Raw genomic sequence first — 24,039 nt, 5'->3', positions numbered from 1 at the left:
ACATGATCATGCTGGGCTTCGCCTGGCAGAAGGGCGTGGTGCCGGTCTCCAGCCGCGCGCTCTACCGCGCGATCCGGCTGAACGGCGTCGACGCCGAGGCCAACCTGCAGGCCTTCGAGCTGGGCCGCAAGGCCGCCGCCGACCCGGCCTTCCGCGGCAAGCGGGAGGACGACGTGCCGACGCCGGAGACCATGCCGCTGGACGACCTGATCGCCCGGCGCACCGCCGAGCTCACCGCCTACCAGAACGCGGCCTACGCCAAGCGCTACGCCGACCGCGTGGCCCAGGTGCGGGCCGCCGAGGCGAAGCTAGGGCCGGAAGGTGGGACGTCCGAGGCCCTGACCCGCGCCGTGGCCGTCAACCTCTACAAGCTGATGGCCTACAAGGACGAGTACGAGGTCGCCCGCCTCTATACGGACGGCCGCTTCCAGGCCTACCGCAACGAGACCTTCAAGGGCGGCAAGACCAAGGTCTGGCTGGCCCCGCCGATGATCGCGCGCAAGGGCAAGGACGGCCGGCCGAAGAAGATCGCCTTCAGCGGCTGGATGCTGGACGCCGCCTTCCCGCTGCTGACCCGGCTGAAAGGCCTGCGCGGCACCGCGCTCGACCTCTTCGGCTACACCGCCGAACGGAAGATGGAGCGCGGCCTGATCGCCGACTATGAGGCCGGCCTCGACCGCCTGACCGCCGGCCTGACGCCGGAGCGCCTGGAGACCGCCGTCCGCATCGCCGCCATCCCGCAGAAGATCCGCGGCTACGGCCACATCAAGGAGGCCTCCGTCGCCCCCGCCAAGGCCGAGGAGAAGGCGCTGTGGGGCCGCTGGGAAAAGGCCGATGCGAAGGTATTGGAGCCGGCCTGAACCGGCCGTCGGACCGATTGACTCGCTGGGCTACATCTGTAATTTCTCCAGAGCTACAGATGTAAACCAGCCGGCGTCCCACCGTGTCCATCGCAGCCGAGATCGTCCGCAAGCCGCGCCGCGGCGCCACGGGGACCTTCATGGTCGCCAGCGTGGTCTTTCTGACCGCGGCGGTCCCGTTGGGGGCGCTCTATGCGCTGTGGTCGCACAAGCAGGGGATGAAGGACGCCTGGACGATCCGCGGGCCGGCCTGTCCCGCGGCGACGCACAGCTGGAAAGAGATCGCCCTGCACCGCGATCCGCACCGCTTCAGCTATGGCGGGGCGACCTTCGGCTATCTGTTCGGCGCCGCCGACTGCGCCTCGATCCCGCAGCACGGCGCCTTCGACCGCAAGCCCGACTTCGTCTGTCAGTTCACCGAGCCCACGCGGCTGTCGGTCACTGTGGGCGGCCGGACGCAGGAGCTCGAACCGGGCTACCGGCGGCCCGCCACCGTCACCCTGCACGACGGCCAGACGGCCTGCGTGCTAGGCGGATGGTTCCGGGAGTAGGCCGGGGGCGCGGCCGGTCTGGCCGGTGCGGTGCAGGACGGTGGCCACGGCCAGGCCGATGGCCTGCAGCACGAAGCCCAGGATCAGCACGCCGTGGACGTCGCGGTCGCTGACCAGCAGGGCGGCGAGCAGGGGACCGAAGGCGCCGGCCAGGAGCTGCACCGCCCCGCTCTGCATGGCGGCCCGGCGCGAAGGATCGGCCTCCACAGTCATCGGCACCAGGAAGGGCCCGGCGACGAAGGCGGCGAGGCCGGCCGCCCCGCTCATGCCGATGAACAGCCAGGCCGGCGCGTGGATGGCGTAGACGCCCCAGGTGGCCGCGAACACCGCCCCGCAGACCCAGAAGACCGTGATGTAGCGGACGCGCCCGGCCAGGATGGTGGCCAGCACGCCGCCGATCATCTGGCAGGCGAGGGAGACGGAGACCGCCGTGCGTCCCACCCCGACGCTGAGCCCCGCCTGCTGCGCCAGCGGCACCACATAGACCGCCACCGCCGTCAGGGCGCCGGCCATGACCAGGGTGCCGGCCAGGGCCACCCAGCCACGCAGGGGCGGCGAGCCGGAGGTCTCTCCGCCGGCGGCCGAGGCGCCCAGGCTGCGCGGCAGGAAGGGCGCGACCAGCAGGCAGAGCGCGGCGCCGACCGCCACCACCACATAGCCGCCGTTCGCGCCGAAGCGCGGCAGCACCAGGGCCGAGAGCCCGGTGGCGGCGGCGAGCTGGGTCAGGCCCATGCCGGTGAACAGCATCGCCGCCCAGCGCTCCGGCGTGGCGGTGCGCGAGATGAAGCCGATGGAGATCCACAGGAGGACGCCCTCCGGCACGCCGGCCAGGGCCCTGACCAGCAGCACCCCGGCTCCGCTGGCGCGCACCGTGGCGAGGTCGATGGCGACCAGGACCAGGGTGGCGATCACGGCGACGGTGCGCAGCCGCACCGGCTTCAGCACGATCCCCGCCGCGCCGGTCACCACCCCGGTGGTCAGCGCCTCCAGCATGGCGGTGAGCCCGATGCCCGACGCCGAGAGCCGGCCCTCCTCCGACAGCGCCGCCAGCAGGAGGCCGAACAGGCCGGAGATCAGCAGCGCCAGCACGCCGAGCACGATGGCCGCGGCGGCCTCCGACGGCACGAACGGCGGACCGGCGACCTCGGCGACGAGATGGTCGGGCGCAGGCGCTGCGGAGGCTGGGCGAGGGGTCATGGGGTCTGGGTCCCGCACGGAAGAGGAGGCCGCAGCATCGGCCCGTTTCGACAGGGGCGCCTAGAAGCAAACTTCGCAGGCCAGCTATGCAGGATTGGGGGAGCAGGCTGTTGTTAGATCTCGCATCCTTGGATGCGGAGGAAGCCTTCAACCCCATGGCGAGATTGGAGCTCTGGGCCCGGGCTTGCTCAAGGACGAGGGCAAAGCGCTCGCCGCTCCGCGGCCGGCCAGGGGCCGGTCCTTGACCAAGCCCGGGCCCAGAGCAAACTGGCCGGCATGGTGTTAAGGCGCGGGGTGGCCTTGGCCCCCAAATGCCCATCGATCCGATGCGGAGTTCAGCCTTGCCTATTGGCAGCGAAAACCATGAGCCAAACGAGCAGCGCCATCCCTACGAGGAAAAATGCCAACACAGCCAATATTGGTAGGATTCCGGTTTGAGACATATGGGGCAACACGTAGGGCAACGTGATCCGGAGGGTTGCGTAGGAGGCAAAGATCAGCGCTCCGACTACTAGGATGCGGTGGCGTTTGCGTGAGGCCGCTTTCACATCAGCCTCTGTCGATACAAGAGGCCGCGCTGACCGTTGAAGCGGTGATCGGGGGGCCGAGAGACCGGCACCGGCCAAAGCGCAGAGAACGCCGAGAATTCGAATAGTTGTGTTGTCGCCGCTGACGAAGAACGTTACCGCGGCTACCAGGAGCAAGACAGCAGCGGCGACGCGGCGCGCGGTCACGTAGTTCTCACCATGAGTTTGCTCGGAACTTCACGTTAGGCGAACAACTAACAGATGCAAGTCGAGAGGAGGCTATGCTCACCCCTACCTCACCGCCGCCCGCACCGCGTCCAGCATCGCGTTGTACTGTGCCCTCAGCCCCTTGTCGGTCGCCGCGGGCCAGGCGGAGTTCTGGACGACGATCAGGTGCTCCTTCGGGAACGTCGTGATCGCCTGGCCGAAGATGCCGACGGCCTCGTAGGAGCCGTTCTCGCGGACCCACCAGAAGTAGCCGTAGCCGCCGGGCGCGGGCGCGCCGTTGTCGATCTCGCGCTTGGTGGCGTCAGCGACCCACCAGCTCGGGACGACGGGCTTGCCCGCGGCCACGCCGCCGCCTTCGATGAACAGGCCCAGGCGGGCGTAGTCGCGCAGCGTCATGGAGATGCCGGTGCCGCCGCGTTCCTGGCCGCCGGGATCGACCATCCAGGCGCCGTCCTGCTCCATGCCGTAGGGCTTCCAGATCTTCTCCGAGGCGTACTGCGCCAGGGTCTCGCCGGTGGCCTTGGAGACCAGCACGCCGACCAGGTCGGTCTCGCCGGTGTTGTAGTGGAAGGTCGAGCCCGGCGCATGCGCGCGGGGCAGCTTGCGCAGGTAGCTGACCATCGGGTTGACGCCGGGCTCGGTGACCGAGTTGCCGGCCTTGGCGACGTCGGAGTCGGGGTCTGTGTAGTCCTCGTTCCACTGCACGCCGGAGCTCATCATCAGCATCTGGCGCACGGTGACGCCCTCGTAGGCGCTGCCCTTCAGGTCGGGGATGTAGCGGGTGACCGGGTCGTCGATGGACTTGATCTTGCCGTCCTGGATCGCCGCGCCGACCAGGGTCGAGGTCATCGACTTGGCGACGGAGAATGAGGTCCAGCGGTCGGTGGGCTTGCGGCCGAGAGCGTACTTTTCCAGCACGATCTTGCCGTCCTTCACCACCAGCAGGCCGGAGGCGCGCTGGGCCGCCATGTACTGGTCGATGCTCAGGGCCTTGCCGTCGATCGTGACGGTGGGCGCGATCTGGTGGGCGGCCAGCGGCAGGGGATGGACGTGGGTCCCGCGCTTGATGGTGTGGGTCTTGTAGATGTGCTCGATGTCGCGGAAGCCCTTGGCCTGTTCCTCGCCGCGCCAGGCCAGGATCGCGGCGATGGGCGTGGGATGGTTCGGGTCGAGGGAGACCTGGGCCTGGGCGGCGCCCGCCGCCGTCAGGGCCATGGCGGCCGCCAGTCCGAGAATCCTGCGCATCGTCCCTCCCGAGGTCTGCGCGCGGACGCTACCCGCATTCCCCACTTCCCGTCATCCTCCGGTCGCCAGAAGAGGCGATCCGGGGGACCCAAGCTGAGTGGCCAGTCGGCGAGGCAGCTTGGGTCCCCCGGATCAGCCTGCGGCCGACCGGAGGATGACGACGGGAAGGTTTCGCTCTCCGGCCTTCCGCGCTAGGCCAGGGTCATGGCGGATTTCGACTTCGACGCGGTGGTGGTGGGCGCGGGCGCCGTGGGCCTGGCGACCGGCTATGCGCTGACCAGGCGCGGCCTGGCGGTGGCGGTGCTGGAGAAGGAGGCGGCCATCGGCCAGGGCGTCTCCTCGCGCAACTCCGAGGTCGCGCACGGCGGGCTCTACTATCCGACCGGATCGCTGAAGGCGCGGCTGTGCGTCCAGGGCCGGCGCGCCCTCTACGCCTTCTGCGACGCGCACCACGTAGACTACGACCGCTGCGGCAAGCTGGTGGTGGCGACCAGCCCCGAGGAGGTCGGCCGCCTGGGCCCCATCCTGGAGCAGGCGCGCACCAACGACGTCGAGGGCATGGAGGAGCTCACGGCCGCCCAGGCGCTGGCCATGGAGCCGCAGCTGCACTGCTATGGCGCGCTGCTGTCGCCGCAGAGCGGGGTGTTCGACAGCCACGGCTATATGCTGGCGCTGGAGGGCGAGATCCAGGCCGGCGGCGGGGCGGTGGTGACTTCGACGCCCTTCGAGGGCGCGACCCCGCTGGAAGGCGGCGGCTTTTCGGTGCGGGCCGGCGGGGCGGAGGCGGCGACGCTGACCTGCCGCTACCTGGTGACCGCGCCCGGCCTCTTCGCTCAGGACGCGGCGGCCAGCATCGAGGGCTTCCCCGCCGCGGAGATCCCCAAGGCCTTCTACGGCAAGGGCATCTACTTCCGGCTGGCCGGTAAGGCGCCCTTTTCCCGGCTGATCTACCCGCCGCCGATCCACGGGGCCCTCGGGACCCACTACCGCCGCGACCTGGGGGGCCAGGCGGTGTTCGGGCCGAACCTCTTCTGGGTGGACGCGCTGGACTACAGCGTCGACCCGGCCGCGCGGGCCGACTTCACCGCCTATATCCGCAAGTTCTGGCCCGCCGTGCCGGAGGAAGCGCTGACCCCCGACTACGCCGGCATCCGCCCCAAGCTGCACGGCCCCGACGATCCGCAGCCGGACTTCCGCATCGATGACGCCTCGATGCACGGGCTGGCCGGCCTCGTCGCCCTATTCGGCATCGAGAGCCCGGGGCTGACCTCGTCGCTGGCATTGGGCGAAGAGGTTGCGGCTCGGCTCGGGCTTTAGCCCGCGCGCCCTTGCGGGACCGGCGCCTTGGGCGCCAGATGCCGCGCTCAAGCTCTTCCGGGGGATTCCTTTGCGTTCGATCCTGCTGCTGGCCGCCGCCTCCGTCCTGGCGGCCTCCGCCCACGCCCAGACGCCGGCGGCGCCTTACGACCCCTTGAAGACCTTCGGGCCGCTGACCTTGCCGTTGCCGGCTAACACGATCCGCACCGGTTCCGGCGCGCCCGGCCCGGCCTACTGGCAGAACCGCGCCGACTTCAACATCGCCGCGAAGATCGACACCGCCGCCCACGTGCTCTCCGGCGAGGAGACGGTCACCTACACCAACAACAGCCCCGAGAGCTTAAGCTTCCTCTGGTTCCAGATGGACCAGAACCTCTACCGCCGCGACAGCCGCGGCTACGCCATGTCCGGCGGCCGGCGCGTCGATCCCAAACAATCCACCGAGGGCTATATCATCGACGCGGTGACGGTCGGCGGCCAAGCGGCGAACACCGTGGTCTCCGACACCCGGATGCGCGTCGACCTGCCCGCGGCGGTGAAGGGCGCCGGCGGCCAGGTGAAGGTCACCATCCGCTACCACTTCACCATCCCCGGCCTGTTCGGCGGGCGGATGGCGTGGAACACCAACAAGTCTGGCGACATCTACGATCTGGCGCAGTGGTATCCGCGGCTGCAGGTCTTCGACGACCTGCGCGGATGGGACACGTTGCCATACCTCGCGAACGAATTCTACCTGGAGTACGGCGACTTCGACTACGCGGTGACCGTGCCGGCCGACATGATCGTGGCCGGCTCCGGCGCGCTCACGAACCCGGGCGAGGTGCTGAGCGCCGAACAGCGGGCGCGCTTCGACCGCGCCAAGGCCAGCGACAAGACGGTCTTGATCCGCACGCCGGAGGAGGTGGCCGCCACGCCGCCCGCCAACGGGGCGACCAAGACCTGGCGCTTCCACATGACCTCGACCCGCGACGTGGCCTTCACCGCCAGCCGCGCCTTTGTCTGGGACGCGGCGAAGATCAACCTGCCGGGCGGCAAGACCTCGGTCGCCCAGTCGGTCTATCCGCCGGAAAGCGTCGGCCAGGAGGGCTGGAGCCGCTCCACCGAATATATGAAGGACGCCGTCGAGCGGTTCTCCAAGCGCTGGTATCCATATCCCTGGCCGAACGCCATCAACGTCGCGGGCCCGGCCACCGGCATGGAGTATCCAGGCATCGTCTTCGACGGCATCGACGATAAGTCGAAGACCCTGTTCTTCATCTCGGCGCACGAGATCGGCCACTCCTGGTTCCCGATGATCGTGGGCTCCGACGAGCGGCGCGACGCCTGGATGGACGAGGGGATCAACACCTTCATCGACGTCTACGAGTCCGACGACTTCGAGAACGGCGTCTATGGGCCCAAGCGCGACGGGGAATATGCGCCCGATGCGAAGGGCACGCCCGCCGACCAGATCGCCGAGCTGATCAAGGACCCCGAGGCGCCGGTGATCATGAGCCGGGGCGACACCATCCGCGAGAAGTACCGCCACCCGGTGACCTACTTCAAAGCCGCCTTCGGGCTCACCCTGCTGCGCGAGGACATCCTGGGTCCCGAGCGGTTCGACCCGGCGTTCCGAAAGTACATCGCCGACTGGGCGTTCAAGCACCCGAAGCCCAGCGACTTCTTCCGCGAGATGGAGAGCGCCGGCGGCGAGGACCTCTCTTGGTTCTGGCGCGGCTATTTCCTCAACAACTGGAGCCACGACATGGCCGTGACCGAGGTCGTCAACGACCCGGCCAAGGGGGCCTCAGTGACGGTGGAGAACCGCGGGCAACTGGTGTTGCCGGCGATGCTGCGGGTCACCTTCAAGGACGGCAAGACCCGCGACATCAGGATCCCGGTGGAGACCTGGATGCAGACCGGCCGCCACACCTATCCCATCGACGGCGGCGCGGTGGCCGAGGCGACCGTCGACCCGGATCACCGCCTGCCGGACGCCGACCGGTCCAACAACACCATGAAGGCCAAATAGGGGAGCGCTCCAGACCACTCCACGACCGTCATCCTCCGGTCGCCCGAAGAGGCGATCCGGGGGACCCAAGCCCAGGGAGGTCATCGCCCACGCCGCTTGGGTCGCCCGGACAAGCCGGGTGATGACGACTGTTGGGGTTGATCGCAACGAGCGCCAAGGGAGTCAGAGAATGAAGAACCGCATCACCGAGCTGCTAGGCGTGCAGTACCCCATCGTCCAGGCGCCGATGGGCTGGATCGCCCGGGCGCAGCTGGCGTCGGCGGTGTCCAACGCGGGCGGCCTCGGCATCATCGAGACCTCCTCCGGCCGACTCGACGAGGTGCGCGAGGAGGTGGTCAAGATGAAGGGGCTGACCGACAAGCCCTGGGGCATCAACGTCGCCCAGGCCTTCGTCCGCGACCCGGACATCGTCTCCTTCGTGGCCGACCAGGGCGTCAGGTTCGTCACCACCTCGGCGGGGGATCCCAATCGTTATTGCGAGGCGCTGAAGGGCCGGGGCCTGACCGTCTTCCATGTGGTGCCGTCGCTGGCCGCGGCCATGAAGGCCATCGAGGCCGGCGTCGACGGCCTGGTGGTGGAGGGCGGCGAGGGCGGCGGGTTCAAGAACGCCCGTGAGGTCTCGACCATGGTCCTGCTGCCGCTGGTCTGCTCCAAGGTCGGCGTGCCGGTGATCGCCGCGGGCGGCATCACCGACGGGCGCACCATGGCCGCGGCCTTCGCCCTGGGCGCCGAGGGCGTGCAGATGGGCACCCGCATGGTCTCCGCCGCCGAGAGCCCGGTGCACCAGAACTGGAAGGACATGATCGTGGGCGCGAAGGAGACCGACACGGTCTTCCTGAACCGGTTCGGGCCTGGACCCGCGCTGCGCGCGCTGCGCACCGAGAAGACCACCGAGTACGAGAAGGCGCCGCCGGAGAACATCATGGGCGAGTTCGGCCGCGCGCTGGACCTCTACTTCGGCGGCGACATGGAGGCGTCGATCGCGCTGTCGGGCCAGGTCGCCGGGCGGATCGACAGCGTCAAGCCCGTCGCCCAGATCATCCGCGAGACGGTCGAGGAATTCGAGACGACGGTGGCGGAGATCGGGGCGCGGTACGGGGTGACGGTGGCTTGAGCATAGACGTCATCCTCCGGTCGCCCGAAGAGGCGATCCGGGGACCCAAGCGGCGTTGGGCGCGTAGGCGATTCAGCTTGGGTCCCCCGGATCAGCCTGCGGCTGACCGGAGGATGACGGTCTAAATTGCACCCGCCACGCTTTCCAACGCCTCGGCGGGCGTCGCGCCCTCCAGGTGGATGCGGGCCCAGAGCGCGAAGAACAGCAGGGGCCAGCGTTGGCCCGAGGTCTCCGACCGGAACGCCTCGGCGGCGTCGGGGCGCAGGCGGCGGACGGCGTCGACCTTGCCGATCCGCTGGGCGATGTCGCCGGCCTTGGGCGCGATCCAGGCCTCGACGGGCACGGTGAAGCCCTGCTTGCGCGCCCAGGGCTCGGCGGCGGGGCAATGGCGCTCCAGCCACTTGCGCAGCAGCCACTTGCCATAGCGGCCGCGCACCTTGAACCGGTCGGCCAGGGGGAAGGCGAAGGCCGCCACCGCCGGGTCGAGGAAGGGCGTGCGGCCCTCCAGCCCGTGCGCCATCAAGCAGCGGTCGAGCTTGAGCAGGAGGTCGTTGGGCAGCCAGGTCTGGATGTCGGCCCATTGCGCGCGCTGCAGGGGCGTCAGGCCCTCCGGCCCGCGCGCCTCCGCCCGCCAGCGCGCCAGGGCGGCCGGGTCCGCGCCGCGCGGCTCGGCGGGCCGGCCGCCCAGCCAGGCGGGGCGAAGCGCGCGGCGATAACGGCCGTAGCCGGCGAACAGCTCGTCGCCGCCCTCGCCGGTCAGCACGACAGTCAGGGTTCCCTTGGCGGCTTCAGCCAGCTTGTAGGTCGGCAGGGTCGCATAGTCGGCGGTGGGGTCGTCGAGCGCCCAGGCGACCTGCGGGGCGACGCGCCAGAAGTCCGCCTCGCCGAAGCGGGTCTCGCGCCAGTCGAGGTTCAGGGCGCGGGCGACCTTCTCGGCCTGCGCCCGCTCGTCCGCCGCGCCGGCGGCGTCGAAGCCGCAGGTGAAGGCGGTCACCGGCCGCTCGTTCAGCCGCGCCATCAGGGTGGCGATGGCCGCGGAGTCGATCCCGCCGGAGAGGAACAGGCCATAGGGTACGTCGGAGCGCTGGTGGATGCGGACGCTGTCTTCGAGGACGGCGTCGAGCTGATCGATCAACCCCCGCTCGTCCCGGCGAAAGTCGGGACCCATGGGGCGTTGGGGGCTTGGCAGGGCGGGTGCGGCCACCGCAGCCTCAGCTTGGGTCCCGACTTTCGTCGGGACAATCGGGGCGGGCTTGACCAACCAAGCCTGCCGCCAGTTGGCGACGATGCGGCCGTCGCGGACCTGGATCACCTCGCCGGGGGCCAGGCGCCGCAGGCCCTGGAAGGGCGTGCGGGTCCCGAGCGTGTAGTTGAAGTCCAGCAGCTCGGCCGCCGCCTCGTCGTCGGCTGCCGCACCCATCATCCGCGCCTGGAAGAAGGCCCGGGGCTCCGAGGCGAAGGCCAGGCCGCCTTCGTGCTGCATGATGTAGAGCGGCTTGATGCCGAAGGGGTCGCGGGCGAGCCAGGTCCGCCCGTCGCCGCCCACCAGGCAGAAGGCGTACATGCCGCGCAGGCGGGTGAACGCGGCTTCGCCCTCGCGGGCGTAGAGATGCAGCAGCGGCTCGAAGTCCGAGCCGGTGGAAAGGACCTCGCCCAGCTGATGGTCCCGCGCGAGCTCGATGTAGTTGTAGATTTCGCCGTTGCCGACGATGGTCGATCCGGCGGCGTGCAGCGGCTGCCAGCCGCCCTCCAGGTCGATGATCGACAGGCGGGCGTGGGCGAGGGCGGCGGCAGGGTTCGTCTCGACGCGGAGGCCGTTGGGACCGCGGTGGGCCAGCGCCTCGATCATCGGCTGCGCGCGCGCGTCCGTCCCGCCGACCTGGCCCGCGATGCCGCACATGCTCTAAGCCGCCCCGTAGTCGTCGAAGAGGGCCTTCCACTGGGCGATGACCGCGGCTTCCGAGAATTCCGCGGCCACCCGGCCCAGGCCGCGTTCGGCGAAGCGGGCGGCGCGCGGGCGGTCGGCCAGCAGGGCGCGCACGCCCTCGGCCAGGGCGCCGGGGTCGTCGATGGGAACCAGGAGGCCGTCGCGGCCGTCCTCGATCAGCGCCTTGGGGCCCTGGCTCTCGGCGGCCACCACCGGCAGGCCGTGCGCCCAGGCCTGGATCACCACATTGCCCAGGGGCTCGTAGCGCGAGGGGAAGACGCAGAGGTCTGCGGCCCGGTAGAGGGCGGACGGGTCGGTGCGCCAGCCCAGGAACCGCACCCGGCCCGCCACGCCCAGGCCCTCGGCCATGGCCTTCAGCTTGGCCTCCTGCGGCCCGACGCCGGCGATCCACAGGTAGGCGCCGGGCAGCATGACCAGCGCCTGCAGGCCGATATCGTGCGCCTTGGCCTCATGCAGCCGGCCCATGGCCAGCAACAAGGGCGCGTCCGGCGGGGTGTCGAGCGCGGCGCGGTCCGCCGCCGGCCCCGCCGCGGGCGCGCCGGCGAAGTTGGGGATGCAGCGCACGCGGCCCGCCGGCCATCCCTGGCTCACGATCCACTCGGCGATGTCCTCGGTGTTGGCCACCAGCTCCTCGAAGCCGGCGTAGTACTTGAGGTTGTAGTAACCGCCCAGCCGGCCGATCCGCGCCCAGGGCCCCTTGGGCGTGTGCCGCGCGGCGCGGTTCATCCAGGCCAGCAGCAGCTTCGCGCCCTGCAGCTTGGCGTAGCCGGCCGCCGCGGTGCGGGTCAGGATGTCCAGCGGGCCGCCGAAGCCCAGCACCCTCACGGGCACGCCCGCCGCCTTCAGCGCCGCCTCACGCCCCGCGTGCCGGCGCAGCGCCGCGGCCTCGGCCACGCCGGCGCGCCTGAGCGCGGTGACCAGGTCGACGAAGTAGGTCTCCGCCCCGCCATCGCCGGCCGTTCCCAAAAGATGCAGCACGCTCATGTGTGGGCGAGAAGGTAGCGGAGGCGGGGCTGGGGCAGAAGGGGGCGCGGGGCTGAGCTGGACGAACCCCGCCGAGAAAGCATCGGGTAGAAAATGTACATTGAGTATGGCAACATTTTCCGTACTGCAAGCAAGGCCGTATATGATGGCGTAGTCAAACGGAGGGGGCGGCGGTGGACGACGTATCTGTCACAATTGGCGGACACGGTGCGTGGGAGCAGTTCGGCACCTATATTTCCGCTGTACTGAGTTTTTTCGGGGTAGTCGCGGGACTTCTTTGGAGTGGTTATTTGAATCGAACCGCGGATACGCAGCGTGAACACGAGAAAGATCTCGATTTATATCATGAGATCAAAATATTGCGGATTGCACTACTTGCGGACTTGCAAAATCTGCAACGCGTCATGGCGGAAGAAAAAAAGAGAGCAAGAAACAAGAATGAGAAATCAACCTGGTTTCCGACAATAAATTTCTTCCAAATCTATGAGTGCAACTTAGAGAAAATTGGATTGTTACAGCAGGATGAGGCGACCGCTCTGGTGAATTCATATTATGCGTTTAATGAGCAGCGTAGCTACATCTTAAGGTTCGGAAACAAAAATGATAGAAAAGCGGAAAAATACAACAATGTAGAAATTCTATATATTGATGATGAAGAGAGAGAAAAGCTCGTATATCATATTTCGGCTATATTGAATCCGGCCAGACGCGCGAAATTGGCGATCAGCCGTGGGATCAACATGCCACCTCCCGCCGCGCCTCGCGAAGGGATGTTTGCGTATTTTCGTGTCTAAATTGATTTCCGATAGTTCGATTTCAGGAACTAGGGACTCATTTGAGTAGCGCTTCCTACGCCACGCGTCGGTTTAGGTCATAGGCGACCGTGAGGAGGTGCGTTGCAAAGCTGACTTGGAATTCCGAGAGTTCGCGCAGGTTGTTCCTTTTTTGTTCTTGACATTTCCGGGCGTTATTATACTTGCCGTACCCATACCCGTAGCGCGTGCGGGTTCGGCGCCCTATGGTTGCGCCCGATCCAAACAGGAACGGGAACAGAGAAATGGCCGACGCCAAAATCATGAACGTGGGCGAGAACACGCCGGAACATGTGGCCTTCAAGTTGCTGGAAATCATCGCCAGTAACGAGGGCAAGAGACTAACAACCAATATGGCTGGTAGCGCGACGGCGGAGCGCAAGTGGCTGCTGGACACCTACGCCGAGTGCCTGATCGCCGTGGCGATCCCGCTCAGGCGTCTGAAGGACGCCTGACGTAGCCTTCCAGGGCCTTCGCAATTTCGAGGGCCTCGGGTCCGTCCTTCGCCAGCGCTACCGCCAGGCGTAGGAGTTCAAGGCGGAGAGCTTCGCGATCCATAAGGTATCCCAATACCACAAGGTATTGGGATACCGCAATGCCCGCTACTCGGCGGCGTTAGCGGATGCGACCTTGGCGTCGTGTTCGGCCAAGATGATTTCCCACCAGCGGGTGGCCCACCGCATATAATTGTCGGCCAATAGCATCTCGACTGTCGTCACCGTCAGCCTAACTACGGCCGCGATCTCGGGCACCGCCTTGGCTCCCTGCGCTATGTCCTCGACGTGTTTGCGGCGAAGCTCCACGGGGTAGAGAATTTCATATGACAGGCGCTCCGCCATGACCTCCGAGCGCACCGCCAGATTGTCAGGCGTATCGAGTTCGACCTGAGGCGTGACTAGGCGCTCCAGGGTATCTTGGCCGTCAGGTTGCCAATCTTCATGTTCGTCGAGGAGAAGTTGACAAAGTTCCTTTGCGGCGACCGCCGGCTTCGCGCGCTCGGGGATATTCTTCACGATATAGATAGTCGCTTGTTTTCCCTCGGGTCCGTAGCGCTCCAGCCAGCCCCAAATGTGGTCTGTTTCCGCGTCTACCTGTTTGAAGGTGATGGTGACTCCCGTCAGGTTGGTGACGTAGTCGGCCAGTTCGGCAATCGATAAATATTCAGGGGCGCGACCATCCATCCAGATGGCAGTATTCAGCCGCTCGGCACAGCTGAAGACAACGCGAAGCTTTTCGAAGATCGTCGCCACGGCGCCGTTCCCAAACCAAAAAGCCCCAGCGTGAAGCTAGGGCTTGGAGGCGGTCTGGGTAACCAAGTTCTAAGGGTAGATCAACCCTGGCGACAGACTAAGCGACCATTTCATGACGATCGTCGAACGCGTAGTCCTCAGTCGCGCCGTTCTTCACGGCGTCAAACAAGGTCTGTGCCTCGGCGCACACCTTCGGAATGGAAGCGCCGCTCTTATCGTGAACATAAAATTTAATGTCCACGAGCCCGGCTTGGGTCCGCTCCGCGATATGATCGGCGAGCGGCTTGCATGCGATATCGGTCATGGCGGCGCTCCTCTAGTTGCCGTTGCGATCTGAACCCCCAACGGTTAACCGCCGTTGAAGGTTCAACATATAGTAGGGGTTTGGGCACAGGAAATCAACGTCCGGCCCTTGACGGGCACGAATTTGGTTGACCCGCTCCACCGGATTCTCCCACTAAAGAAATCTCTACAGAGTCCGCGCGCCCTAGCGCAAGCGCGTAATAATTACTTCCCTTTTACAGGAGCTTCGCGAACGCCGTTCGCGGCAACGTTGCCAACGGCTGGCCGCAAAATCGAGTCGGACAATTTGTCAAATGATTCTGCGGCCTCGGTGAGGTTTAGTTCGCCAGCGGCTTCCAGATCCTTTGCGGCCTGAATGAACCGTCGGCTTTGAGCCTCGTCCTCGTCCGTTGGCTTCCTCGGCTTCTTCATCGTCACGCTTGCCCACTAGACATTTGATAGGTGAGACGCTTGCCCACGATACCCCGCAACACGGTATCGGCGCGAGCGACATCACCAATCCCCAGGGCGACGCGGTTGGAGTACCGGAAGTCAAACTCAGCGAGGTAGCGGTGCAGATGCTGCTTGCCGCAGTGCTGGTAGACGCCGCGCATCCCGCGCTTGAAGATCGAGAACGAGCCCTCGACGGTGTTGGTATGCACCTGCGGGTTCAGGCGCGAAACGTACTCGCCAGCCGCGTGGTGGGTGTGGCCATGGCCCGCGAACTGTTGGCCCAGCTTCACATAATGGCGGGCCTCGTCGGTCATCAGGATCGCCTCGCGGCTCAGGTTGGCGACGACGATTTCGCCAATCGCCTTGGCGCTGATGAAGTCCAGAACGAACGAGCGCTTGGCGCCAGTGTCGCGGTCCAGAAGGCTCAGCACCTTCATCTTGTGGTTGCCGCCAGCCTTCGCCTTGGGCTCGCCGGGCTCGACGCCGATGAAGGTCTCATCAGCTTCCACGATGCCGCCGCCATGACCGAACGGCGCGAGGTCGCCTGAACGCATGGCCTCGCGGATGCGGTGGCTCATGAACCAAGCGGTCTTGAGGGTCACACCCAAGGTGCGGTGCAGTTGGTTGGAGCTGATGCCCTTCTTAGACGAGGCCATCAGGAACATCGCTTGCAGCCACAGACGCAGCGGAACGTGGCTCGCTTCGAATATGGTCCCGACCTTCACGGTGAAGGGCTTTCGGCACTGGTAGCACTTGTACGCGCCGATCCGGGTGGACTTGCCGCCCATCGCGCCGATGCGCTCATACCCGCCGCAATGCGGGCAAACCGGACCCTGCGGCCACACGCGGGCCTCCACGTAGGCGTAGGCGGCTTTCTCGTTGTGGAAGTGCGGGGCGCTGAGGACCGACATCGGGGTAACTCCTTATGACGGCTACCTTATCAGACGGTATGGGTACGGCAAGTATAATAACGCCCATTTCCGCCGTTTTGAGCAAGGCTTAGGGCCAGCGAGGGCCTGCCCGGCGGGGGCGGCGAGACGCGGGATCGGGACCATGGTGGATGGAGGCGGGCGCCAGGCGTGGCGTCCGGGCGAGAGCAAGTTCGCGCCGGCGCTGGGCCAGGCGATCTGCGCGCGGGTTGAGGCGGGCGAGACCATCGCGGCGATCTGCCGGGAGCCGCAGATGCCCTGCCGCAACACGGTGCGGGCCTGGGCGCGGGCGCATCCGGACTTCGGGGCCAAGCTGATGGGCGCGCTGCGCGCCGTGCGGACGGCGGCGCGGCTGGGGGACCGGCGCATCTGGGGCCGGCTGGAGGCCGAGCGCCAGCCGCGCGGGCGCGGCAGCACCTATCGGCGGGAGATCGGCGAGACCATCTGCCTGCGCCTAGCGCACGGCGAGAGCCTGACCGCCATCGGCCGCGACCCGGCCATGCCGACCTACGCCACCATCCTGCGCTGGGTGAGCCGGCACGAGGACTTCCAGGAGATGTACGTCCAGGCCCGCAGGATGCAGGCGGACTATCTGTTCGACGAGGCGCGCGACGTGGCGCTGGCGGCGACGACCGGGAACGTCTGGGTCTCGCGGCTGCAGTTCGATGTGATCCGCTGGCAGACGGCGCGCCTGGCGCCGCGCAAATATTGCGAGACCCTGGTGGTGGAGGCGGTGCGGAAGGACGAGGCGGAGGACGAAAGCCCGCTGAAGATCATCCTCGTGAAGTTCGGCCAAGGCCCCAACGGCGAACCCTTGGTGATCCCGCCGCGCAACGACGAGGAGGAGCGTCGGTGGGAAGAGGCCTATGGACGGCCGTACGACGGGCCGCGGGAGTGATCGGGGCGCGCCCTACCCGACCCAGGTGTGCACGAAGTCCGGCAGGTAGGGCAGGACGTCGACGCAGGCGTGGAGCAGGACCACGAGCAGGAGGCTGCGGGTGCGCGCCCAGAGCGTGCCGAACAGGAGGGCCAGCGGCGAGAGGGTCGCGATGGTGAAGGCCACGACCTGCAGGAGGTCGGTGGAATAGCCGTCGGTGTCGGGCGTGCCGCGCAGGAAGAGGCCGGGCGCATGGGCCAGGGCGAAGATCAGGGCGCCGATCACCACCGCGCCGGTCTCGCTTCTCAGCGCCGCGGCCAGGCGGGTCTGCAGGACGGCGCGGAAAAGGAACTCCTCGCAGAGCCCGGCGTCCACCGCGATCCAGGCGAAGGCGGCGGGCGCGGCCCAGGCCAGGGTCAGGACCGAGGCGTGCAGGCCGGCGATCTGTTTCAGGGACGGGCTGACCACGCAGATCAGGCCCAGGATGATCGCGCCCAGCACGACCAAGGGCGGCCAGAATCCCGGCTTGCCCGCGTGCGCGCGGAACAGCGGGCGCACCTGGGCGCCCAGGGCCAGCAGCAGCAGGGCGGGCAGGCCCACATGCACCGCCAGCTTCACGGCGGTGACCGCGACCTCCTGTGCCCGGCCGGGCGGGATCCCGTGGCGCAGGGCGCCCATGCCCCAGCCGAGGAAGCCGAGCGCGTAGATCACGAGGAAGCCCAGGACGGCGGCCAGCTCTAGGCCCGGGCGCGCGACGCGGATCGTCTCCGGCCGCGCCTTGCGGGTCAGCAGGATCGCGAGGCCAGACAAGCCCGCGCCGAAGATACCCAGCGAGATCAGCGGGAAGGTCCAATCCGCGCCCTTGAAGGCCAGGTAGGCCGTCGCCGCGCCCCAGATGGCCAGGTAGGCGACGAGGAAGACGATCGGGTTTCGGGGGCGGGACAAGGTGGTCATGCCGGTCTCCGGCGTCAAGGAAGCTTCGCCGTATGAGGGCGCGGGCCGCCATCCGCAACTTAGGGATTGTTCATGAAAGGCCGCTGCCGGGCTCGGCCTTCCGCTCGTCACGCCCGGCCCGCCGCTGGTCCCCGGCGAGGGCGGCGCCGTCCCCGCCGCAGCGCCGGATGTCCCGCGGGGCTGGCGGCTGGGGCGGCGCGGGGCCAAGGTCGGGCCGTGATCCAATCCACCGATCCGGGAGCCCTTCGATGACCCGCCGCCAATTCCTGGGCGCCAGCCTGGCGCTCGCCGCCGCCGGCGCCTTGCATGTCCCTGCCGCCCGCGCGGCGGGCGGAGCCGGCCGGGCGCGGCCGGGGGCCGCGGGCTGGCCGGGCGAGGGCGACTGGGCGGGGCTGAAGCAGGCGGTGGGCGGACGGCTCGCGCCCGTGACGGCGCCGGACGTCAACGACCCGGCGGTGCGCGAGCTGATGAAGAACCCCTTCTACGTGGGCGACCAGCCGGGCCTGACGCAGAGCAGCGGCTGGCTGGAGGCCTGGCAGTCGTCCCCCAGCGTCTATGCGGTGTCAGCGGAGAGCGCCGCCGATGTCGTGGCCGCCGTCCGCTTCGCCCGCGCGCACAACCTGCGCCTGGTGGTGCGCGGCGGCGGGCACAGCTACCTGGGCGCCTCCAACGCGCCGGACTCGCTGATGCTGTGGACGCGGCGGATGCGCGAAGTGACGGTGCACGAAGGCTTCACGCCGAAGGGGTCGAGCGCGGCGCCGGTCGCGGCGGTCACGGCGGGGGCGGGCTGCATCTGGCTCGACGCCTACCAGGCGGTGACCACCGGGGCGGGGCGCTATGTCCAGGGCGGCGGCTGCACCACCGTGGGGATCGCGGGCCTGGTGCAGGGCGGCGGCTTCGGCAGCCACTCCAAGGGCTTCGGCACGGCGGCGGGCGGGTTGCTGGAGGCCGAGGTGGTGACCGCCGATGGCCAGGTCCATGTGGTCAACCACGCCCGCGAGCCCGACCTCTTCTGGGCGCTGAAAGGCGGGGGCGGCGGGACCTTCGGGATCATCACCCGCCTGACGCTGGCCACCCATCCGCTGCCGGAGACCTTCGGCGCGGTGCGGCTCAGCATCCACGCCAAGTCCGACGAGGCGTTCCGGCGCCTGATCGGCCGGTTCGTCGAGCTCTACGCGGCCAACCTGTTCAATCCGCACTGGGGCGAGCAGGTGCGGATCGGCTCGAACAACCGGCTGGATGTGCAGATGGTGTTCCAGGGCCTGACCGGCGCCGAGGCGCGCGCAGCCTGGGCGCCCCTGGTGGCGTTCGCCGACGCCAGCCCAGACGACTACGAGGGCCAAAAGGGGCTGCTGGCCCTGCCGCTGCCGGCGCGGAAGTTCTGGGACGCCGAGTTCATGAAGAACGCGCCGGGGGCCATCACCCTCGACCAGCGTCCCGGCGCGCCGGCCGGGCGCTTCTGGTGGACCGGCGACGGCGACCAGGTGGGCGCCTTCTGGCACGCCTATGAGTCCGTCTGGCTGCCCTCGTCGCTCTTGCAGCCGGAAGGCCGCGGCAAACTGGCCGACGCCCTGTTCGCCGCCAGCCGCACCTGGGGCCTCAGCCTGCACTTCAACAAGGGCCTGGCGGGCGCGCCGCCCGAGGCCCTGGCCGCCGCGCGCGACACCGCCACCAATCCGGAGGTGCTGGACGCCTTCGCGCTCGTCATCATGGGCGCGGCGGGGCCGGCGGCCTATCGCGGCATGGCGTCGGGCGAGGGGCCGCTGGCCAGCGTCAACCGCGCCAAGGTGACCAAGGCCATGGCGGCGCTGCGGGTTTGCGCGCCCGGCGCGGGGGCCTATGTCAACGAGTGCAGCTACTTCCAGCCCGACTGGCAGCAGGCCTTTTGGGGCCCGAACTACACGCGCCTGCAGCGGATCAAGCGCCGCTACGACCCCTCGGGCCTGTTCACCGTCCACCATGGGGTCGGCAGCGAGGGCTGGAGCGCGGACGGGTTCACGCGCACGGCGTGAGCGGCGGCTAGGCGTTGGCCGCCGCGTCCTCCGCCGGGCCTTCGCCGTCCGCGGCGCGGCTGATGGCCTCGAACAGGCGGGCCGCCTCGATGGGCTTGGCGACGAAATCGTCCATGCCGGCGGCGAGGTATTCGGACACCTGGTGGCTCATGGCGTTGGCGGTCAGGGCCACGATCGGGGTGCGGGCGCGGCCGGCCCGGGCCTCGCCGGCGCGGATGGCGCGCGTGGCGGTGGGGCCGTCCATCACCGGCATCTGGACGTCCATCAGGATCAGGTCCCAGGGCTCGGCCTCCCAGGCCGCCACCGCGTCCGCGCCATTGCCCACCACGACGGGGGTCAGGCCGAGCTGAAGAAGCAGGGTCTTCAGCACCAGCTGGTTGACCGCATTGTCCTCGGCGGCCAGCACCTTCAGGGGGCCTGAGAGGACCGCCGCGGGCGGGGTCTCCGCGGCGGGCTCCGGCGGCGGGGCGGCGCGCGAGATCCGCCGCAACGGCAGGAGGGCGGTGAAGGTCGACCCGCGGTCCGGTTCGCTCTCGGCGAGGATCTCGCCGCCCATGAGCTCGGCGAGTTCGCGGCAGATGGCCAGGCCCAGGCCCGTGCCGCCGTAGCGGCGGGTGGTGGTGGCGTCGCCCTGTTCGAACTTGGTGAACAGGCGCGAGAGAGGCTCGGCGGCGATGCCGATGCCGGTGTCGCGGACGCGGAGCACCAGGCCCGCGCCCTTGGCCTTCGGCGCGCGGCTGACGCGGACCTCGACCTCGCCGACTTCGGTGAACTTGATGGCGTTGGAGACCAGGTTGTAGAGGAGCTGCCGCACGCGGGTGGCGTCACCCCGCCAGACGCCGCGGGCGGCGGGCTCGACGGTGAGCTCGAAGGTCAGGTCCTTGGCCGCGGCGATGGCGGTGAAGGCGGCGTAGGCGCCGCGCGCCAGCGCCTCGATGTCGAACTCGGTCTCTTCCAGCTCCAGCTTGCCGGCCTCGATCTTGGAGAGGTCGAGCACGTCGTTGAGGATGGCGAGCAGGCTCTCGCCCGACTGCCGCACGACGTCCAGCCGCTCGCGCTGGGCGGGCGAAAGCTCCTCGGCCGCCATGGCCTGGGCCATGCCCAGGACGCCGTTCAGCGGCGTGCGGATCTCGTGGCTCATGGTGGCCAGGAAGACGGACTTGGCCTTGTTGGCGGCCTCCGCCTCGTCGCGAGCCTGGCGCAGGGCGTGTTCGCTCTCCCGGCGCCGCGTGATGTCCTGCAGCGCGCCCACCACGCGCAGGGTCTTGCCGTCGCCGCCGCGCAGCTGGCGAGAGGAGGCCTCGACCCAGATCTCGACGCCGTCCGCGCGGTTGATGCGGTACTGCGGGCGGTAAGGCTCGCCTTCTTCCACGTGGCGCCGCCAGGCCTGGCGCACCGCGGGCCGGTCGCGCGGGTCGATGTTGCACATGATGTCCTGCGCCAGGTCCTCGTAGGTCACCTGGCGGTCGAACAGGTTGTCGATGTCCTCGGACTTGATGAGCTCCCGGCGGCGGTGGTCCAGCTCCCAGACGTGCACGTCGGCGACCTGCAGGGCGACGTTCAGGCGCTGTTCGGACCGCTCGGCGCGCTCCAGGCCCTCGACCAGCTCGGAGACGTCGTCGCCGGTGATGATCAGGCCGCCGATCTCGCCGTCGGAGTTGCGCCAGGGCTTGATCTCGGTCTGCATCCACATGGTGCGCTCGCCCACCTTGCCCACCGGCACGCGCCGGCCGCTGTGGCGATGGCCGAATTTCAGGCACTCGTCGTAGAGCGACGCCCAGGGCTCGTAGACCTGGGGCGCGATCTCGAAGATCGTGCGCCCGACATAGGGCTTGTCCCGCTGGCCGAGGTGGGTCTCCCAGACCCGGCTGGCCGCCACCACGCGCATCTGGGTGTCGGTGAGCACCAGCGAGATCGGCACCGCGCTGAACAGGGCCGCCTGGGTCGTGCGCGACGCGGCGAGGGCCGCGTTCGACTCGCTGTGGGCGTAGGCGATCTCGGCGCGTTCCCACTCGTCGGCGACGAAGGCGGCCAGCGCCGCCAGCTGGGCGGCCTTGGAGGCGTCGTAAGGCAGCGGCCGCCGGTTGACGACCACCAGCACGCCCCGGGTCGCGCCGTTCTCCATCCGGATCGGCGCCCCGATGTAGGCGCGCAGGTAGGGCGGGCCTTTGACCACCGCGGAGTCACAGACCAGGGGATGGACGTGGGCGTCCTCGATCCACAGCAGCTCGCCGGTGGCGATGACCTGCTCGGCGGCGGGATCGCGCTGGGGCATGGCGCCGCTGTCGTAGCGGCTGCGCCAGGCCTTGCCGTCCTTCACCAGGATGATGATGCTCTGTGAATCCGCGAACAGGCCCCTCGCCACCAGTGTGGCGCGGTCGAACACGGCGAGCGACGGCTCGAGCCCGAACGGGAGGTTCGCGGCCGGCGGCGCTCGATCGTTCGTAGCTCGCGGACTCAAGCCCAACTCCGGATAACGTCAATTTCCGACAACATCGCCGAAAAGGGTTAAGCGACGGATTTGATCGCGCACGGCGATTTGTCGCATGGTCCGGGTTCAGGGCCCGCCGAGGCGGCGTCGCGACCCCGAGCTCACTTGCCGCGGCCTCACTTGATGCCCGGAGGGCGAGCCCCTATAACCCGCGCCTTCGCGCTGGGACCCGGCGCGCGCGCGGTTGCGCGGCTGGGTAGCTCAGATGGTTAGAGCGGTGGATTCATAACCCACAGGTCGGCGGTTCGATCCCGCCCCCAGCTACCACCGGGTCCCAGCGCGAACCTTCCACCCAGCTAGGCGACCCCGCTAAGCGATCCTGGCCGAGCCCCACTCGTTCCAGGCGGCGATCTTCGGCGTCTTGGGCACGTACATCCGGTCGCTGTCCTCGATCCGGAAGCCCGCCGCCGCGATGGCGCCGCCGATGGGGCGGGTGAGGTGGCAGCCGCCGGCGATCCGTTTCCAGAAAGGCTCGATGCGCCGCTGCCATTTCGCCACGCCGGGATCGGGCGCCAGGCCGTGCTCGCAGAACAGCAGGCGGCCGGAGGGTTTGAGCACCCGGCGCGCTTCGGCCAAGGCCTTGGCCGGCGTGCAGACCGAGCAGAGGGTGAAGGTGCAGACCACGCTGTCGAAGCTGGCCGCCGCGAAGGGCAGGGCCTCGGCGTCGCCGTCCTCCACGTTCACCGACAGGCGCGGATCGCGTGGCGCGGCCAGGGCGGCGGCGCGCAGCTCCGCGGCTGGGTCGACGCCGATCACTGCGCTGACCTTCTCCGGGTCGTAGAAGGCGAGGTTCAGGCCCATGCCGATCCCCAGCTCCAGCACCCGGCCCTCAGCCCGCGGCACGACCTTGGCCCGCTGGCGCATGATCGGCCGCGAGCCGCAGGCGCAGCCGAGGAGCTTGGGCAGGACGAAACGGTCGTAGAGCGAGGCCATGGCGTCTCCCGTCAGCGCGGATCGTACGCCTTGGGCGCGGGTCCCAGGGCCACCGGGCCGAAGGTGGTGCGGCCGGCCTGGAAGTTCAGGCTCGCTTCCGCCGTGTCGCCCGTTCCCTGGCGGGCCTCGGCCACGGCGGCGGCGGACTGGGCGGCGTCGGGCTCTATGACGTGCTCGGCGCTCAGCGCGTCGAGGCCGCGCGGCGCCTGGCGCAGGGTGACCTCGAGGACGCCGGTCAGCCGTCCGTCCGCCGCCGCGCCCAGCGTCCCGGACTTGACGTTCACCAGGGCGTCGCCGGCGATCAGCCCGGCGTCGCGCACGGTCATCCGCCCCCCGGCGTCGGACCAATGACGCACGGCGTCGGCCCAGGTCGCGCCGGAGAAGGCGCTGACCTTCGACAGCGTCGAGTTCCAGGTGAAGGCGATCGGCTTGTCGCCGGCCACCCGGGCGAAGAGGCCTGAGAGCCGCGCCTTGCCGCCGTCCAGCCGCGCGAAGACGCCGCCCTCGTCGTCGGGGCCGGCGCGCAGGTGGAACTCCACCCGGTCGGCGGAGGCGAGCGCGAAGGGCTGGGCGCCGGGCGCGGGCGCGAAGGTGAGCTTCACCCCCTCGAAGGACAGGTTGGGCGGATGGTTCTGGAAGTGGCTGAGGCTGGCGCGGATCAGCTTGCCGCCCACCGAGACGGGACCGCCCTCGGGCCGCACGAAGCTCAGGCCCGCCGGCGCGGCGATCAGCCAGTAGGTCGGCGCGTGCATATAGGCCTCGCCCTCGATCCGGGGCGCCTCCAGCCCCCAGCCGGAGAGCCCGCGCAGACTGACCTCGGTGAGGGTGACGTCGAGGCGGAACGGATAGCCGCCGATCTCGCGGTCCTTCCAGGCGAGCTGGTAGCCGGCCTGGCCCCAGGCGGCCTGGGCCGCGTCCAGGCGTTTGGCGGCCTCGCCGCGCGCCCAGACCCAGACGCCGCTCCACCCCGCGATGAAAATGAGCAGGGCCGCGAAGGGCAGGTAGAGGCCGAGCCGGCGGGGTTTGCGGGCGGGGGAAGGATCGGGCACAGACATGGGACGCCT

Annotated in this window: 20 protein-coding genes and 1 tRNA gene; 10 read left to right on the top strand and 11 right to left on the bottom strand. The window is 68.9% G+C overall.

Translation table 11 applies throughout. The features are described from left to right. A partial coding sequence (locus E8A49_RS12620) for a DUF6537 domain-containing protein (protein WP_366928816.1) occupies positions 1 to 860 on the top strand: 860 nt, incomplete at its 5' end. Between the two features lie 83 nt (positions 861 to 943). Further along, complete coding sequence (locus E8A49_RS12615; RefSeq protein ID WP_293381477.1) at positions 944 to 1,411, top strand: hypothetical protein; 468 nt, start codon at positions 944 to 946, stop codon at positions 1,409 to 1,411. Here the strand turns inward: E8A49_RS12615 and E8A49_RS12610 are convergent. Both E8A49_RS12610 and E8A49_RS12605 read right to left on the bottom strand, forming a co-directional pair. Further along, the gene (locus E8A49_RS12610) at positions 1,388 to 2,608 is read right to left on the bottom strand and encodes a hypothetical protein (protein ID WP_293381474.1); all 1,221 of its coding nucleotides are present in this window, start codon (positions 2,606 to 2,608) and stop codon (positions 1,388 to 1,390) included. The two genes, E8A49_RS12615 and E8A49_RS12610, sit on opposite strands and share 24 nt — an antisense overlap. An 818-nt stretch (positions 2,609 to 3,426) precedes the next feature. Then, on the bottom strand, positions 3,427 to 4,608 hold the full coding sequence (locus E8A49_RS12605) for a serine hydrolase (protein ID WP_293381471.1): 1,182 nt from the start codon (positions 4,606 to 4,608) through the stop codon (positions 3,427 to 3,429). 204 nt (positions 4,609 to 4,812) lie between these two features. Between E8A49_RS12605 and E8A49_RS12600 the strand changes: the two genes are divergently transcribed. From E8A49_RS12600 to E8A49_RS12590, 3 genes are all read left to right on the top strand, one after another. Further along, the gene (locus tag E8A49_RS12600) at positions 4,813 to 5,925 is read left to right on the top strand and encodes an NAD(P)/FAD-dependent oxidoreductase (protein ID WP_293381468.1); all 1,113 of its coding nucleotides are present in this window, start codon (positions 4,813 to 4,815) and stop codon (positions 5,923 to 5,925) included. 70 nt (positions 5,926 to 5,995) lie between these two features. Then, entirely contained in the window at positions 5,996 to 7,936 is a 1,941-nt protein-coding gene (locus tag E8A49_RS12595; RefSeq protein WP_293381465.1) for a M1 family metallopeptidase, read from the top strand. Positions 7,937 to 8,105: 169 nt separating this feature from the next. Continuing rightward, complete coding sequence (locus E8A49_RS12590) at positions 8,106 to 9,050, top strand: nitronate monooxygenase (protein ID WP_293381462.1); 945 nt, start codon at positions 8,106 to 8,108, stop codon at positions 9,048 to 9,050. Positions 9,051 to 9,171: 121 nt separating this feature from the next. Here the strand turns inward: E8A49_RS12590 and asnB are convergent, their stop codons facing one another. Next, positions 9,172 to 10,950, bottom strand: a complete 1,779-nt coding sequence (asnB, locus tag E8A49_RS12585; RefSeq protein ID WP_293381459.1) for an asparagine synthase (glutamine-hydrolyzing) — start codon at positions 10,948 to 10,950, stop codon at positions 9,172 to 9,174. A 3-nt stretch (positions 10,951 to 10,953) separates the two neighbouring features. Next, entirely contained in the window at positions 10,954 to 11,982 is a 1,029-nt protein-coding gene (locus E8A49_RS12580; protein ID WP_293381456.1) for a glycosyltransferase, read from the bottom strand. 173 nt (positions 11,983 to 12,155) lie between these two features. Here E8A49_RS12580 and E8A49_RS12575 point away from each other — a divergent pair, with 173 nt between their 5' ends. Both E8A49_RS12575 and E8A49_RS12570 read left to right on the top strand, forming a co-directional pair. Beyond that, a complete protein-coding gene (locus E8A49_RS12575; RefSeq protein ID WP_293381453.1) occupies positions 12,156 to 12,776 on the top strand; it encodes a hypothetical protein in 621 nt (206 codons plus the stop codon). Between the two features lie 263 nt (positions 12,777 to 13,039). Next, on the top strand, positions 13,040 to 13,249 hold the full coding sequence (locus E8A49_RS12570) for a hypothetical protein (RefSeq protein ID WP_293381450.1): 210 nt from the start codon (positions 13,040 to 13,042) through the stop codon (positions 13,247 to 13,249). Between the two features lie 147 nt (positions 13,250 to 13,396). Here the strand turns inward: E8A49_RS12570 and E8A49_RS12565 are convergent, their stop codons facing one another. From E8A49_RS12565 to E8A49_RS12555, 3 genes are all read right to left on the bottom strand, one after another. Further along, the gene (locus E8A49_RS12565; RefSeq protein ID WP_293381447.1) at positions 13,397 to 14,044 is read right to left on the bottom strand and encodes a hypothetical protein; all 648 of its coding nucleotides are present in this window, start codon (positions 14,042 to 14,044) and stop codon (positions 13,397 to 13,399) included. Positions 14,045 to 14,141: 97 nt separating this feature from the next. Beyond that, positions 14,142 to 14,348, bottom strand: a complete 207-nt coding sequence (locus E8A49_RS12560; protein ID WP_293381444.1) for a hypothetical protein — start codon at positions 14,346 to 14,348, stop codon at positions 14,142 to 14,144. Between the two features lie 412 nt (positions 14,349 to 14,760). Further along, positions 14,761 to 15,690, bottom strand: a complete 930-nt coding sequence (locus E8A49_RS12555) for an IS1595 family transposase (protein ID WP_293381441.1) — start codon at positions 15,688 to 15,690, stop codon at positions 14,761 to 14,763. A gap of 142 nt (positions 15,691 to 15,832) precedes the next feature. On the opposite strand from E8A49_RS12555, the gene E8A49_RS12550 reads away from it, so the two are divergent. Then, positions 15,833 to 16,606, top strand: a complete 774-nt coding sequence (locus tag E8A49_RS12550) for a hypothetical protein (protein WP_293381438.1) — start codon at positions 15,833 to 15,835, stop codon at positions 16,604 to 16,606. Positions 16,607 to 16,618: 12 nt separating this feature from the next. Here E8A49_RS12550 and E8A49_RS12545 read toward each other — a convergent pair whose 3' ends face one another. After that, positions 16,619 to 17,539: a CPBP family intramembrane glutamic endopeptidase gene (locus E8A49_RS12545; protein WP_293381435.1), complete on the bottom strand. Its 921-nt coding sequence runs from the start codon at positions 17,537 to 17,539 to the stop codon at positions 16,619 to 16,621. Between the two features lie 248 nt (positions 17,540 to 17,787). Here E8A49_RS12545 and E8A49_RS12540 point away from each other — a divergent pair, with 248 nt between their 5' ends. Further along, complete coding sequence (locus E8A49_RS12540) at positions 17,788 to 19,551, top strand: FAD-binding oxidoreductase (RefSeq protein WP_293381432.1); 1,764 nt, start codon at positions 17,788 to 17,790, stop codon at positions 19,549 to 19,551. 7 nt (positions 19,552 to 19,558) lie between these two features. Here the strand turns inward: E8A49_RS12540 and E8A49_RS12535 are convergent, their stop codons facing one another. After that, positions 19,559 to 21,937, bottom strand: coding sequence for an ATP-binding protein (locus E8A49_RS12535; RefSeq protein WP_293381430.1), 2,379 nt, complete (start codon positions 21,935 to 21,937; stop codon positions 19,559 to 19,561). A gap of 295 nt (positions 21,938 to 22,232) precedes the next feature. Between E8A49_RS12535 and E8A49_RS12530 the strand changes: the two genes are divergently transcribed. Beyond that, positions 22,233 to 22,309 (top strand) — tRNA-Met (locus E8A49_RS12530). 42 nt (positions 22,310 to 22,351) lie between these two features. On the opposite strand, the gene E8A49_RS12525 is transcribed toward E8A49_RS12530, so the two are convergent. Together E8A49_RS12525 and E8A49_RS12520 are read right to left on the bottom strand one after the other, a co-directional pair. Beyond that, positions 22,352 to 22,975 (bottom strand): class I SAM-dependent methyltransferase, encoded by a 624-nt coding sequence (locus tag E8A49_RS12525; RefSeq protein ID WP_293381427.1) that lies wholly within the window; start codon positions 22,973 to 22,975, stop codon positions 22,352 to 22,354. A gap of 11 nt (positions 22,976 to 22,986) precedes the next feature. Then, positions 22,987 to 24,030 (bottom strand): DUF2125 domain-containing protein, encoded by a 1,044-nt coding sequence (locus tag E8A49_RS12520; protein ID WP_293381424.1) that lies wholly within the window; start codon positions 24,028 to 24,030, stop codon positions 22,987 to 22,989. Positions 24,031 to 24,039 lie beyond the last annotated feature (9 nt).

Source organism: Phenylobacterium sp. (assembly GCF_004799515.1).
Taxonomy (GTDB): Bacteria; Pseudomonadota; Alphaproteobacteria; order Caulobacterales; family Caulobacteraceae; genus Phenylobacterium.
Note: the sequence above shows the minus strand (reverse complement) of the source record. Positions and strands in the feature narration are given on the sequence as shown.

Coding starts and splice junctions, on each gene's coding strand:
- E8A49_RS12610 (WP_293381474.1), bottom strand. CDS start 2,608: ATGACCCCTCGCCCAGCCTCCGCAGCGCCTGCGCCCGACCATCTCGTC.
- E8A49_RS12605 (WP_293381471.1), bottom strand. CDS start 4,608: ATGCGCAGGATTCTCGGACTGGCGGCCGCCATGGCCCTGACGGCGGCG.
- E8A49_RS12600 (WP_293381468.1), top strand. CDS start 4,813: ATGGCGGATTTCGACTTCGACGCGGTGGTGGTGGGCGCGGGCGCCGTG.
- E8A49_RS12590 (WP_293381462.1), top strand. CDS start 8,106: ATGAAGAACCGCATCACCGAGCTGCTAGGCGTGCAGTACCCCATCGTC.
- asnB (WP_293381459.1), bottom strand. CDS start 10,950: ATGTGCGGCATCGCGGGCCAGGTCGGCGGGACGGACGCGCGCGCGCAG.
- E8A49_RS12580 (WP_293381456.1), bottom strand. CDS start 11,982: ATGAGCGTGCTGCATCTTTTGGGAACGGCCGGCGATGGCGGGGCGGAG.
- E8A49_RS12570 (WP_293381450.1), top strand. CDS start 13,040: ATGGCCGACGCCAAAATCATGAACGTGGGCGAGAACACGCCGGAACAT.
- E8A49_RS12560 (WP_293381444.1), bottom strand. CDS start 14,348: ATGACCGATATCGCATGCAAGCCGCTCGCCGATCATATCGCGGAGCGG.
- E8A49_RS12555 (WP_293381441.1), bottom strand. CDS start 15,690: ATGTCGGTCCTCAGCGCCCCGCACTTCCACAACGAGAAAGCCGCCTAC.
- E8A49_RS12550 (WP_293381438.1), top strand. CDS start 15,833: ATGGTGGATGGAGGCGGGCGCCAGGCGTGGCGTCCGGGCGAGAGCAAG.
- E8A49_RS12545 (WP_293381435.1), bottom strand. CDS start 17,539: ATGACCACCTTGTCCCGCCCCCGAAACCCGATCGTCTTCCTCGTCGCC.
- E8A49_RS12540 (WP_293381432.1), top strand. CDS start 17,788: ATGACCCGCCGCCAATTCCTGGGCGCCAGCCTGGCGCTCGCCGCCGCC.
- E8A49_RS12525 (WP_293381427.1), bottom strand. CDS start 22,975: ATGGCCTCGCTCTACGACCGTTTCGTCCTGCCCAAGCTCCTCGGCTGC.
- E8A49_RS12520 (WP_293381424.1), bottom strand. CDS start 24,030: ATGTCTGTGCCCGATCCTTCCCCCGCCCGCAAACCCCGCCGGCTCGGC.